The sequence below is a fragment of the Variovorax sp. AC194 genome (genome assembly GCF_979257995.1).
In genome coordinates this window covers 1,550,933-1,563,374 of record NZ_OZ409823.1, presented here as the reverse complement: position 1 = coordinate 1,563,374, position 12,442 = coordinate 1,550,933, and the positions used below count along the sequence as shown (strand labels likewise).

The 12,442-nt window shown below is 68.6% G+C and carries 13 protein-coding genes; 7 read left to right on the top strand and 6 right to left on the bottom strand.

The window, feature by feature from the left end; translation table 11 throughout:
* The first annotated feature begins 24 nt into the window (after nt 1-24).
* Both ACZYRS_RS07520 and ACZYRS_RS07515 read left to right on the top strand, forming a co-directional pair.
* Nucleotides 25-963 (top strand): LysR family transcriptional regulator, encoded by a 939-nt coding sequence (locus ACZYRS_RS07520; protein WP_463418731.1) that lies wholly within the window; start codon nt 25-27, stop codon nt 961-963.
* A 69-nt stretch (nt 964-1,032) separates the two neighbouring features.
* Nucleotides 1,033-1,971 carry a LysR family transcriptional regulator gene (locus ACZYRS_RS07515; RefSeq protein ID WP_463418730.1) on the top strand — a complete coding sequence of 313 codons (939 nt, stop codon included), beginning with the start codon at nt 1,033-1,035 and terminating at the stop codon, nt 1,969-1,971.
* Between the two features lie 99 nt (nt 1,972-2,070).
* Here ACZYRS_RS07515 and ACZYRS_RS07510 read toward each other — a convergent pair whose 3' ends face one another.
* The gene (locus tag ACZYRS_RS07510; protein WP_463418729.1) at nt 2,071-2,850 is read right to left on the bottom strand and encodes a winged helix-turn-helix domain-containing protein; all 780 of its coding nucleotides are present in this window, start codon (nt 2,848-2,850) and stop codon (nt 2,071-2,073) included.
* 463 nt (nt 2,851-3,313) lie between these two features.
* Here ACZYRS_RS07510 and ACZYRS_RS07505 point away from each other — a divergent pair, with 463 nt between their 5' ends.
* Nucleotides 3,314-3,520: a hypothetical protein gene (locus tag ACZYRS_RS07505; RefSeq protein WP_463422565.1), complete on the top strand. Its 207-nt coding sequence runs from the start codon at nt 3,314-3,316 to the stop codon at nt 3,518-3,520.
* A gap of 76 nt (nt 3,521-3,596) precedes the next feature.
* On the opposite strand, the gene ACZYRS_RS07500 is transcribed toward ACZYRS_RS07505, so the two are convergent.
* The gene (locus ACZYRS_RS07500; protein ID WP_463418728.1) at nt 3,597-4,508 is read right to left on the bottom strand and encodes a LysR family transcriptional regulator; all 912 of its coding nucleotides are present in this window, start codon (nt 4,506-4,508) and stop codon (nt 3,597-3,599) included.
* A gap of 193 nt (nt 4,509-4,701) precedes the next feature.
* Here ACZYRS_RS07500 and ACZYRS_RS07495 point away from each other — a divergent pair, with 193 nt between their 5' ends.
* The gene (locus ACZYRS_RS07495) at nt 4,702-5,676 is read left to right on the top strand and encodes a Bug family tripartite tricarboxylate transporter substrate binding protein (RefSeq protein WP_463422462.1); all 975 of its coding nucleotides are present in this window, start codon (nt 4,702-4,704) and stop codon (nt 5,674-5,676) included.
* A complete protein-coding gene (locus ACZYRS_RS07490; RefSeq protein WP_463418727.1) occupies nt 5,676-7,229 on the top strand; it encodes an amidase in 1,554 nt (517 codons plus the stop codon). The genes ACZYRS_RS07495 and ACZYRS_RS07490 overlap by 1 nt, the downstream gene beginning before the upstream one ends.
* Before the next feature lie 33 nt (nt 7,230-7,262).
* On the opposite strand, the gene ACZYRS_RS07485 is transcribed toward ACZYRS_RS07490, so the two are convergent.
* The 4 genes from ACZYRS_RS07485 to ACZYRS_RS07470 all read right to left on the bottom strand — a co-directional run bounded on the left by ACZYRS_RS07485 (nt 7,263) and on the right by ACZYRS_RS07470 (nt 11,251).
* Complete coding sequence (locus tag ACZYRS_RS07485) at nt 7,263-7,757, bottom strand: Lrp/AsnC family transcriptional regulator (RefSeq protein ID WP_013539071.1); 495 nt, start codon at nt 7,755-7,757, stop codon at nt 7,263-7,265.
* A 78-nt stretch (nt 7,758-7,835) separates the two neighbouring features.
* Entirely contained in the window at nt 7,836-9,239 is a 1,404-nt protein-coding gene (locus tag ACZYRS_RS07480) for an aminotransferase class III-fold pyridoxal phosphate-dependent enzyme (RefSeq protein ID WP_463418726.1), read from the bottom strand.
* Nucleotides 9,240-9,412: 173 nt separating this feature from the next.
* On the bottom strand, nt 9,413-10,360 hold the full coding sequence (locus tag ACZYRS_RS07475) for a 2-hydroxyacid dehydrogenase (protein WP_463418725.1): 948 nt from the start codon (nt 10,358-10,360) through the stop codon (nt 9,413-9,415).
* 12 nt (nt 10,361-10,372) lie between these two features.
* Entirely contained in the window at nt 10,373-11,251 is an 879-nt protein-coding gene (locus ACZYRS_RS07470; protein ID WP_198785016.1) for a GNAT family N-acetyltransferase, read from the bottom strand.
* 236 nt (nt 11,252-11,487) lie between these two features.
* Between ACZYRS_RS07470 and ACZYRS_RS07465 the strand changes: the two genes are divergently transcribed.
* Together ACZYRS_RS07465 and ACZYRS_RS07460 are read left to right on the top strand one after the other, a co-directional pair.
* Nucleotides 11,488-11,748: a hypothetical protein gene (locus ACZYRS_RS07465; RefSeq protein ID WP_463418724.1), complete on the top strand. Its 261-nt coding sequence runs from the start codon at nt 11,488-11,490 to the stop codon at nt 11,746-11,748.
* A 16-nt stretch (nt 11,749-11,764) separates the two neighbouring features.
* Nucleotides 11,765-12,430 carry a haloacid dehalogenase type II gene (locus tag ACZYRS_RS07460; RefSeq protein ID WP_198785014.1) on the top strand — a complete coding sequence of 222 codons (666 nt, stop codon included), beginning with the start codon at nt 11,765-11,767 and terminating at the stop codon, nt 12,428-12,430.
* Nucleotides 12,431-12,442: the final 12 nt, after the last annotated feature.

Genomic DNA, 12,442 nt, shown 5'->3' with positions numbered 1-12,442 from the left:
CAAAAATCCGCGAGAAGAGCAACCATGCGATTCCAGAAGCTGGACCTGAACCTGCTGGTCGCTCTGGATGCGTTGCTGAGGGAACGCAGCATCAGCCGGGCGGCGGAGCACCTGCACCTGAGCCAGTCGGCCATGAGCAGTTCGCTCGCGCGGCTGCGGGCCTACTTCGAAGACGACCTGCTGGTCCCGGTGGGCCGCAAGCTCGAACCCACCAGCCGCGCCGAGGTGCTGAAGGACGCCGTGCGCGACATCCTCATGCGCGTGGACACCACCATCGCCACGGCGCCGCAGTTCGACGCGCCGGCCTCGGACCGCAGGTTCCAGCTGGCCGTCTCCGACTACACCGCGGCGATCCTGATACCGCATGTGCTCGCGCTGGCCGCGCAGCAATCGCGCACCGTGCGCTTCGACCTGGTACCGGTGCCGGGCCGGCCCCAGCGCGCCCTGGAGAGCGGCGATACGGACCTCATGGTCATCTCCCGCACCTACGCCTTGCCGGACCACCCCGCCGAGATGCTGTACGAGGAAGGGCTTTGCTGCCTGGTGTGCAACAGCAGCAGCTTCGCGCAGTCCGGCGAACTCACGCTCGCGCAGTACGCAGCGGCCGGCCATGTCGCGGTGCAGCCTCCGGCCATGGACAAGCCGACGCTGGAGAGCTGGTTCAGGCAACGCTATGTGAAGGCAGAGCGCATCGAGGTCACGACCTTCAGCTTCGTGAGTGCGCCCTATCTCGTCGTGGGCACCGAGCGCATTGCCATCATGCATGCCAGGCTCGCTCGCATCGCCTGCGAATCGCTGCCGGTGACGCTGTTCCCGCTGCCCACGCCACCGCTGCGCATGGAGCAAATGCAGCAGTGGCACCGGCACCGCAGCCGGGACCCCGGGCTGCTGTGGCTGCGCGGGTTGATGCATGAAGCCGCTCTGCGCATGGATGCCGCAACCGACAAGCGCCAGGCAGGTTGAACGCGCCGCAGCCGCGCCCATGCAAAGGATGGCTCCGTCATCCGAACCCGGAGGAGAAGAAGAAAAATCATGCGATTCCAGAACCTGGACCTGAACCTGCTGGTGGCAATGGATGCGCTCCTGCGGGAGCGCAGCATCAGCCGGGCGGCGGCGCAACTGCACCTGAGCCAGTCCGCAATGAGCAGTGCGCTCGCGCGGCTGCGGGCTTACTTCGACGACGACCTGCTGGTACCCGTGGGCCGCAAGCTGGAGCTCACCGACCGGGCCGCGGTATTGAAGGACGCCGTGCGCGAGGTCCTCGCGCGCATAGACACCGCCATTGCAACGCCTCCCGAGTTCAATCCGTCGGCGTCGGACCGACGATTCCAGCTGGTCGTCTCCGACTACACGGCAGCCGTCCTGATACCCCACCTGCTGGCGCTGGCCGAGAGCCAGTCGCGCACCGTGCGCTTCGACCTGGTGCCGTTGCTGGACCGGCCCCAGCGTGCACTGGACAGCGGCGAGACGGACCTCATGGTGATCCCGCGCAGCTACGCCTTGCAGGACCATCCCACCGAGTTGCTGTTCGAGGAAGAGTTTTGCTGCGTGGTGTGCAACGACAGCCGCTTTGCGCGATCGGGTGGACTGACGCGGGGGCAATACGAAGCAGGCGGTCATGTGGCCGTGCAGCCTCCGGCCATGGACAAGCCGACGCTGGAGGGCTGGTACAAGCAGCGCTACCTCAAGGCGGAGCACATCGAGGTCACGACCTTCAGCTTCGTGAGCGCTGCGCATCTGGTCGTGGGCACCGAGCGCATCGCCACCATGCATGCCAGGCTCGCCCGCATCGCCCGCAAGTCGCTGCCGGTCACGCTGTTCGCGCTGCCCACACCGATGCCCGGCATGGCGCAGATGCAGCAGTGGCACAGGCACCGCACCCGGGACCCGGGGCTGACCTGGCTGCGCGGACTGATGCACGAGGCCGTCCTGCGCATGGATGCCGGAGCAGACCAGGGCCCGCCGGGCTGAGCGCGCCGCTCAGCGGCCGGTGATGTGCGACGACGCGCGACGATGGGCAGCTTGCCTGCGTCATCCTCGCGAAGCGCCAGGCCCTGTCGGCTTGCGCGATCAAGCGCCAACAGGCCCCAGAACGGGCCCTTCAACACGCTCCTGAAAGCGCTCCTCGAGCACATATCCCCTGCCCCACACGGCATGCAGCAGCTTCGTCTCGAACGGTGCATCGAGCTTGCTTCGCAGGCGCAGCACGGCCACGTCGATGGCGTTGTTCCTGGCGTCGAACTCCCTGTTCCATACGCGCTGCGAGAGCTCTTGGCGGGATAGCACTTCGCCCTGGCTGCGAAGCAGCACGAGCAGCAACGCAAACTCCATCCGGGTCAGATCGAGTTCCGCGCCCTCGCGGGTGCACCTCGTGGTGCGCTCGTCGAGTTCCAGATCGCCCATGCGCAACACCGGCTGGCGGACCACGCGCGGGCGGCGGGCCAACGCCTTGACGCGCGCAAGCAGGTCAGAGAGCGAGAAGGGCTTGACCAGGTAGTCGCTCGCTCCCAGTTCCAGACCCGCGATGCGAGCGGCAACGCTGTCGCGTTCGGACAAGACCAGCAGAGGCGCATCGGTCTTGCGCCGGATCGCCTGGACGGCACTGAGTCCCGCGTGTCCGGTCCGCATCGAATTCAGGAGGATGAGCGCGTAGTCTTGCGCGAGCGCCGCGTTCGCCGTGGCGTTGTCGCCGGTCGCGACATCGATGGCAAAGCCGTTGCGCTCCAACCCCTCGCTGAACGAGCTGCACTGGGTCGACTGGTGGTCGATGAGCAGGATGCGCAAGGGGTCGATCTCCTCATCGACCTGAACCGCGCCCGCTTGGCCGGTGCCGAGAAACGAGCCGCTCAATACGGTCTCGAAAGGAAGTGGGGAAACATGAAGTCGCACGATCTCTCCTGTTCCAGCGCCAGGAGGGGCTGTCGCGCTTTTATAGGTTTGCGATAGATCGTTGACCTAATTCATCATCGTCTCTCGACACCCCGCTTCACCACGGCGATCGGCCCCTTCGCAGGGAGTTTTCTTCATTGCGTCGATGAATGAGATCAAGCCTCTCACTTTTCCATGCAATCGATGGAATGACGTCTGCCTTTCGGCCACGTCGCAGCGCACCGGCGACGATCCTTATCGGGGCCGTGGAGAGCTTGCACCAGAGGGGCCGAGGGTTCGATGGAACGCCAATGCCAACGTCGGGAATTCGGCATCTTCGAAGCTGCGCCATCGCACCGGATCGATCGAAAAAAACCTTCGGCGCAGCGAGCGGCGAACAAGTGTCATCGGCCCTACACCGAAACGTCATCGACGCTTTCTACGCTTGCGCGCTTCGCAACGTCTGGCCTTACACAACGCCGCGGCCGTTCCAGGCCTGGCCACGCTCTCGGCCACTTCGCCGTGGGTGGTGGGCGGCGGCTCGTGGGACGGGGCGCGCGCCGATGGCTTCTTCGGCAACATCGGCGAAGTGCGCGTGGTGGCCGCGGCGCTCGCGCCGGCGCAATGGGTGACGGCGCGCAAGGCCGGTTGATCCTGCATTCCGCGCGGCCGGCGCTTGCAACGCGAGGCCGCGTGAGCCACGTGAGCCGCGTGAGGCCGTGCGATCGTCAGCCGCTGGTCTTGATGGCGTCCACCAGATACCGCACGAAGGCCTTGGACGCATCGGGGAGCGACCGGCCGGCCATGGTCTCGATCTCCAGGTGCCGCGCGTTCATTTCGCGGTCCTTCAACGGGATGGCCACCAGCGCCTTGCTCTGCAGCAACGTGCGTATCGACAGCGCACCGTAGAAGGCGATGCCGCCGCCGGCCGCCGCAAAGCTCAGCAGCGCATTCGCGTGGTTGCTGGACATGGCTTGCGCATAGCGCAGGCCCTGCCGGGTGCAGCTGGCGTCCAGCAGGCGGCGTATCGAGCTGTCCTCCTGCGGAAGCCCGAGCGGGTAGCCCACCACCTGGCGCAGCGACAGCTGCCGCTGCGAGGCCAGCGGATGGGCCCTGGCCATCACGGCCAGGATGGGGCTCGGGTGCCGCAGCTCGATCTCGATGCCGGGCTCGGGCACGGCGCTCAGGGTAATGCCCACGTCCGCTTCGCCATCGCGAACCCGCCTGGAAATATCGGCGAGCGAACAGACCTCCAGGTGAAAGCGGATGCCCTCGTGCTTGCGGCGAAAGTGCGCGATCAGCGTGGGCACGAAATCGAAGGCGAAGCCCTCGGTGCTCGCCACGCGCACATGCCCGCTGCGCAGCCCGCGCAGGCTGGCGATATCGTTCGCGACCCGCTCGATGTCCTGCTGCGCCCGCTTGGCATGCGCGGCCAGCAGCTCGCCCGCGGCATTGGGCTGCATGCCGCGCGCATGGCGCTCGAAGAGCAGGGTGTCCAGCTCGCGCTCCAGCCGCGCCACCTGCCGGCTCACCGCCGAGGGCGCCACGTTGAGCTTGAGCGCGGCCTCTTTCACCGAGCCGGTTTTCACGACCTCGAGAAAGTAGCGAACGGCGGTTTCCTGCAAGGCGCGAAGCGGCATGAATTTCTCCTTTGACGCAAGGCGACGCGGCCTGCATTGATTGCCGATTCGGCAACGAAGAATTCTAAACATTGCGCTTGTGGCACCGGCGTGGCGCTCCTAGGATGAATCCGCCGGCCCCTGAAGTCCCCGCCGAAATTCCCCGTCGAAATCCCAGGAGTTCACGATGAATCATTTCTCGCGTATCGAGCGCATGACGCGCACGGCGCTGCTGTGCGGCCTCGGCTTGGGGCTCGGGCTCGGCGCCGTCGCGCCGGCCGCCGCGGCCGACTTTCCCTCGCATCCGGTCACGCTGGTCATTCCCTTCCCGCCGGGCGGCGCGACCGACGTCAACGGGCGGGTGATCGCGCAGCGCCTGGGCAAGGAGCTCGGCCAGCCCGTGGTGATCGAGAACCGCGCGGGCGCCGGCACGGTGGTCGGCGCAAGCTATGTGTCCAAGGCCGCGCCCGACGGCTACACGCTGCTGCTCAGTTCGGGCTCCACCTTCACCGTCAACCCGGCGATCCGCCCCAACCTGCCCTACGACCCGGTCAAGAGCTTCGAGCCGATCGGCATAGCGGGGCGCGTGGCGCTGATCCTGCTGGCCAACAGCGAGGTGCCGGTGCAGACGGTCCAGCAGTTCGTGGACTACGTGAAGGCCGCGCCGGGCAAGTATTCGTACGGCTCCTTCGGCACTGGCACCACCGCGCAGTTCGCCGGCGAAAGCGTGCTGCATGCGACCGGCCTGAAGATGACGCACGTGCCCTACAAGGGCAGCGCCCCCGCGATGACCGATCTCATGGGCGGCCAGATCCAGTTCAGCATCGACACGGTGAGCGCCGCGATGCCCCAGCTCAAGAGCGGCAAGGTCAAGGCCATTGCGCTGACCACGGCCAGGCGCTCGGCGCTGCTGCCCGACGTGCCCACGTTCGCCGAGAGCGGCTACGCCGGCGTGGACATGGATTCGTGGCTGCTGCTGGCGGCGCCCAAGGGCCTGCCCGCCGATGTGAAGGCCAGGCTGGAGAAAGCGCTGGTCGCGACCATCGCCGACCCCGACACGCGCGCCAAGCTGCTGGGCCAGGGGCTGGAGCCGGCCTTCAGCAACGCCGCCGCGTCGAGCGAACTCATCAACCGGGAACTGCCCCTGATGCGCGCCGTTGCGGCGCGCGCGAACATCACCGCCGACTGATGAAGCCGAACACCACCTCTCACACCGCGGGCTGCGAGCTCGTGGAGAAATCCGCCGTCGAATTGCGCCGCCTGATCGGCAGCAAGGCCATCTCGCCCGTCGAGCTGCTGCAGGCGTGCATTGCGCGGATCGAGCGCGTGAACCCCTTCGTCAACGCGGTGACCGCGACGTGCTTCGAGCGCGCACGCGCCGAGGCCGCGGCGGCCGAAAGCGCGGTGATGCGCGGCGACACGCTCGGCCTGCTGCACGGCCTGCCGCTGGGCGTGAAGGACCTGGAGCCCACCGAAGGCCTGCTCACGACCTGGGGCTCGGCGATCTACCGCGACCACGTGCCCACGCAGGACATCGAGCTGGTGGCGCGCCTGCGCCGCGCGGGCGCCATCGTGGCGGGCAAGACCAACGTGCCCGAGATGGGCGCGGGCGCCAACTCGCGCAACGACGTGTGGGGCGCCACGGGCAACCCCTTCGATCCGAACCTCAATGCCGGCGGTTCCTCCGGCGGTTCGGCGGCCGCGCTGGCCTGCGACATGCTGCCGGTGTGCACGGGCTCGGACACCGGCGGGTCGCTGCGCATTCCGGCGGCCAAGTGCGGCGTGGTGGGCTTCCGGCCCTCGCCGGGCATCGTGCCCAGCGTGCGCAAGCCCCTGGGCTGGACGCCCATTTCAGTCGTCGGCCCCATGGGCCGCACCGTGGAAGACGCCTGCCTGCAGCTGGCCGCCTCGGCCGGCCCGCACGCGGGCGACCCGCTGAGCTATCCGCTCGATCCGATGTCCTTCCTCGCGCCCCAGCAGGTCGACCTGGCCGGCCTGCGCGTGGCGTGGACCGAAGATTTCGGCACCTGCGCCGTGGACGAGCGCATCCGCGCGGTCTTCCGCCAGAAGATCGAGGCGATGCGGCACCTGTTTCGCCGCTGCGACCGCGTCGACTTCGAGCTGGGCGAGGCGCACCGCTGCTTTGACGTGCTGCGCGCGGAAGCCTTCGTGGCGGGCATGCAGGCCGCCTACGAGCGCGACCCCGAGAGCCTGGGGCCCAACCCGCGCGCGAACTACGAAATGGGCGCGCGCATGAGCCTGCTGGACAGCGCCTGGGCACAGGCCGAGCAGACGCGGCTCATCCAGCGCTTCCAGGCGACCTTCGCCGACTACGACCTGGTGCTCTCGCCCACCACGCCGGTGTCGCCCTTTCCATGGACGCAGCTGTATGCCGCCCACATCAACGGCGAGCCGCAGGCCAACTACTACCGCTGGCTGGCGCTCACCTACGTGGTCACGCTCACCACGCATCCGGCCATTTCGCTGCCCTGCGGGCTGGACCACGCCGGCATGCCGTTCGGCCTGCAGGTCGTGGGCGGCTTTCGGGCCGACCACCAGGTGCTGGGCGCGGCATGGGCGATGGAAAAAGCCTTCGCGGCGCACGCGCAGCTGCGCCGCCCGCGGCCCGACCTGGCGTCGCTGCGCGCGGCCGAACCCGCGCTGACCTCGATCGTCAGGACGCCGCCGGCGTTGCGGGGCGGCGGCGGAACCGCGTCGGCGTCTGCCATCTCCGCCGTCTGAGGATGCGCGGCATTCGCCGCGTCCAAAGCCCGGTCAATGCTCGTGGGGAAAGAGCCGCTCGATCGGGCAGTGCGTCTTGATGAACGGCGACTTGATGACGATGTAGCTGAAGTACTTCGAGATGCCGATGTTGCGCTCCAGCAGGCCCTCGATCACTTCCTGGTAATGGTTCACGCCCCGCGTGAGAAAGCGCAGCAGGTAGTCGTAGCCGCCGCTCACCAGGTGGCACTCCAGCACCTCGTCCACCTCGCGGATCGCGGCCTCGAAGCGCACGAAGTCCTCGCGGTGGTGGTCCTGCAGCGTGACCTCGGTGAACACCGTCAGCGTGTCGCCGAGCTTCTCCAGCCGCAAGTGCGCGCCGTAGCCGGCGATGTAGCCGGCCTGCTCCAGCCGCTTGACTCGGATCAGGCACGGGCTGGGCGACAGTCCGACCGCGTCCGCCAGGTCCACGTTGGTCATGCGCCCGTTCTTCTGCAACTGGGCCAGGATGCGCAGGTCCAGGCGGTCGATCTTGAAAGCTTCTGACATGGCGGTGCCTGATGACGGGAAAGATCCGATTCTGCGTCGTCGCCCGGTGATGCCGGGGGCTTTTGCGCGCCGGCCCGTTCAGGCGGCCAGCGCGGCGCGCACGTCGGGCGCCTCGAGCACGTCGTCCAGCGTCTTCGCGAGCCGCGTGAACAGCTGCGCGAATTCGTCCTCGGTGAAGGTGAGCGCGGGCGCAAAGCCCAGGATGTGGTCGCCGAAGGAGCGGAACACCAGCCCGTTGCGATAGCCGGCGGCGAAGATGCGCTCGGACAGTCCGAGCGCCGAATCGAAACCGCGCTTGCTCGCCTTGTCGCTCACCAGTTCCAGCGCGCCCAGCAGGCCGCGGTGGCGCGCATCGCCCACCAGCGGATGGCCGCGCAGCGCATCGAGCCCGGCCGCGAAATGCGCGGCGCCGCGCTGGCCGTTGGCCAGCACGCCGCCTTCTTCGTAGAGCCGCAGCACCTCCAGCGCGACCGCGGCGCCCACGGGGTGCGCCGAATAGGTGGCGCCGTGGCCGATCGACGCGCCGGCGGGTGCGCCGTCGGCGATGCCGGCGTACACCTTCTCGGACATCAGGGTGGCGCCCATCGGCACATAGCCGGCGGTGAGCCCCTTGGCCATGGTCATGAGGTCGGGTTCCACCCCTTCGGCCTCGCAGGCGAACATGGGGCCGGTGCGTCCGAAGCCGGTGATGACCTCGTCCACGACGAAGAGGATGTCCAGCTCGCGCGCGGCCTCGCGCATCGCCTTGAGCCAGCCCACGGGCGGCACGATGACGCCGCCCGAGCCCTGGATGGGTTCGCAGAAGAAGGCGGCCACGTTGTCGGCGCCCAGCTCCGCCACCTTGGCGCGCAGCGCCGCGACCGACGCGGCGATCAGCGCCTGCGGGTCGCCGCCGTCGGCGCGGCGGTAGGCATAGGGCGAGGCGATGTAGTGCTGCGTGGGCAGCGGCAGGTCGAAGCCGCGGTGAAAGGCCGGCAGCGCCGTGAGGCCCGCGCCGGTGGACGACGAGCCGTGGTAGCCGCGCTCCAGCGCAATGAACTGCTTCTTGGCCGGCCGGCCGGTCGCGTTGTAGTACTGCACGATGAAGCGCACCGCCGCATCGACCGAATCGGAACCGCCCAGCGTCAGGTACACGCGGGTCAGCGACGCGGGCGTGATCTGCACCAGCTTCTCCGCGAGGCGAATGGCCGGCTCGCTGCTGAAGTGGAAGTAGCCGGTCGCGTACGGCAGCCGGCGCATCTGCTCGGCGGCGGCCTGCACCACGCTCTCCTGCCCGTAGCCCACGTTCACGCACCACAGGCCCGCGAAGGCATCGAGCAGTTCGTGGCCGCTGCCGTCGGTCAACCAGGCGCCGCGGCCCGAGGCCAGCACGGTCGGGCCGCGCTGCTCGTGCACGCGCCAGGGCGAGACGGGATGGATGAGGTGCGCGCGGTCGATCGCGTCGAGCGCGGCATGGTGGGGCAATGCGGTGGGATGCGTCATGACGGTGTGTGTGTGGAAGCGAGAGCGAAGAAGGCTTTCGATGCCTCCAGCTTAGGCGGCGCATCGCGCGAGGTGGTGCTGCTTTGGGGGTGCTGCGCGCAGCAGGCTGCGGTTGTGTGCGGCGCGCTCAGCAGATCGTGCGGTCGTCTTTTCAAGCCGACCGATCGCGCCCCTCAATACCCGCGCGCACGATCGACCAGGCCGACCATCGGCTCGCCGGCTTCGAAGCGCGCGAGGTTGTCCAGCAGCGCCTGCGCGGCGCTCAGCGGCTGCGTCATGCTCGCGATGTGCGGCGTGAGCCGGATGCGGGGATGGCCCCAGAAGGCGTGCGTCGGCGGCAACGGCTCGGGGTCGGTCACATCGAGCACCGCATCGCCGATCTGCCCGCTGGCCAGCGCCGCGAGCAGGTGCGCATCCACCAGTTGCGGCCCGCGCCCCACGTGCACCAGCCCCGCGCCCGCGGGCAGCAGCGAGAACAGCCGCGCATCGAGGAAGCCGCGCGTCGAATCGGTCAGCGGCAACAGGCACACGAGGATGTCGGTGCGCGCGAGGAAGCCCGGCAGTTCATCGGCGCCGGCATGGCACCGCACGCCCTCGACCGCGTGCCGCGAGCGGCTCCATCCGGCGCAGTCGAAGCCCAGCGCGACGAGCTGCGCCAGTGCGGCCTGCCCGAGCGAGCCCAGCCCCAGCACGCCGATGCGCCGCTCGCCGGCCGGCAGCACCGGCAGCGGCTTCCACAGGCCCTGCGCCTGCTGGCGCTCGTACTGCGGCATGTTGCGGTGCAGGCCGAGCACCGCATGCGTCACGTACTCCACCATGCCGCGCACGATGCCGGGCTCGACCATGCGCACCACCGGCAGCGCGGGCGGCAGTGCCGCGAAGTCGAACTGGTCGACGCCCGCGCCCGAGGAAAACAGCACCTGCAGGTTCGGGAAGCGCGCCGCCATGTCTGCCGGCGGCTCCCAGGCCGCAAGAAAACGCACCTGCGCCGGATCGCCGATGTCGGGCCAGATGCGAAAGTCGATGTCGGGCCGGCGGCGGCCGAACACCTCGGCCCACTGGCGCCCGCGCACGGGGTCCGACTTGTAGAGGAAGGTGGTGGTGGTGATGGTGGTGATCATGGGCTCGCCCCTTCAGCCCACGGCCTGCGTGACGATCGCGAACAGCGTCGGTCCCGCCGGCGGCACGGCCAGCGGCGTGCCGCGCACCATCGTCGTGGGCGCGTCCACGCGCAAGAGGCCGATGCTCTCGAGCCACTCGGCCAGGCCGCTTGCGAAGTCGATGTCGATGCGCGTGAACTGGCCGGCATTCAGTCCCGCGAGGTGCGCGATCAGCGCCTTCGCGCCTTCGGCATCGGGGGCGACCACCGGGCCGATCGAATGCCCGCGACCGAAGCGCCGCAGCATCGCGAAGCCGACCGGCTCGTTGTCGCGATCGAGCACCACGCAGGCATCGGCGCTCTGCAGCAGATCGGCGATCAGCGCATCGCGCCGCATGCCGCGCGCCGCCGCATCGAGCGCCTGCAGCGCGGGCAATTCGTTCAGGCCCGCGGGGCGCAGGCGCCAGCCCGGCTTCAGCGCGACCAGCGGCGGCGGCAACGCGATGCCCTGGTGCTGGCGCATCTCGCCGGTGCGCACGAAACCCAGCCGCTCATAAAGGCCGCGCCCTTCGGCGGTCGCATGCAGCAGCACGGTGCGCTCTTCCAGGCCTTCGAGCAGCGCACTCATCAGCCGGTGCCCGATGCGGCGGCCCTGGCACGCGGGCGAAACGATCACCAGCCCGATGGTGGCGTGGCCCTCGCCCCAGAGCCAGCGCTGGCCGGTCGCGACGATCTCGCCGTCGCGCTCGGCGGCGATGCCCTCGGCATGCGCGAAGGTCTGCGCCCAGTCCGCGGGGCGATGCGGCCAGCGCAGTTCGGCGGACAGCGCATGCGCGCGCGGCAGGTCCGCGGGCGTCATCGGCCTGAGCACCACGCCGTCCATGGCGGGTGCGTTCGAAGTGGGTTCGGGCATCGGAAAAACTCTCTGTGGCGGTGGAAATTTCGCGTCCATCTTGGACGACATCGCCGCGCCGCACCAGAGCGAATCAGGCCTGCGCCGCAACTCGCAAGCTTCGCCCGCCGCGCCCCCCGGTTTTGCAATTCGCTGCGGTGGCGCGCCCTCATACGCACACAAATGCTGCGCCAACCTGCCTAGCATCGATCGCCATTCCCACATGCCGCTTCTCTTCGCTCCATCGCTCCATCGCCATGCAACGCTTCGCGCCACGACACATCCAGCAGCCGACGCCGGCCCGCGCTTCAAAAGCGTGCTCGCCGGCTTTGGCGCGGCGCACCGAGGTGCATGGCCGCACGCACAAAGGGCAGACCGCACGGCATGCCGTCATCGGCCCTGCAAACCGCAGCTTCGTTGCGGCGGACGCCGTTTTTCCCTACATCCCCCAAGCGGCTGCGTGCTGCAATCACTTCGTAATGAGCTTGTCGCAATCACCATCTTTCCGCCACCGTTGAAAAAGGATTCGAGACCATGACCTTCCGTCCCAAATACGTCACCTTCGATTGCTACGGCACCCTCACCCGGTTCCGCATGGACGAGATGACCGCCGACCTCTTCGCCGACCGCATTCCGACCGAGCGCATGGCCGAGTTCGTCGCCAACTTCACCGCCTATCGCTTCGACGAGGTGCTGGGCGCCTGGAAGCCCTACGAGGTGGTGCTCAAGAACGCGGTGCGGCGCCTGTGCAGGAAATGGAAGATCCAGTACCTGGACAGCGACGCGCAGAAGTACTACGACGCGGTGCCCACCTGGGGCCCGCACGCCGACGTGGCCGCGGGCCTGGCCAAGGTGGCCAAGGAGATCCCGCTGGTGATTCTCTCGAACGCCTCGGACGACCAGATCCAGAAGAACGTGGCCATGCTCGGCGCGCCATTTCATCGCGTCTACACCGCGCAGCAGGCGCAGGCGTACAAGCCGCGGCTGCAGGCCTTCGAGTACATGCTCGATTCGCTCGGCTGCAACCCGGAAGACGTGCTGCACGTGTCGTCCAGCCTGCGCTACGACCTCATGTCGGCGGACGACATGGGCATCGTCAACAAGGTGTTCGTGAACCGCGGCCACGGCCCGGGCAACCCGGCCTACCGCTACACGGAGATCAAGGACATCGGCGGCCTTCCCGGCGTCGTGGGCCTCTGATCCGCCAGCGGT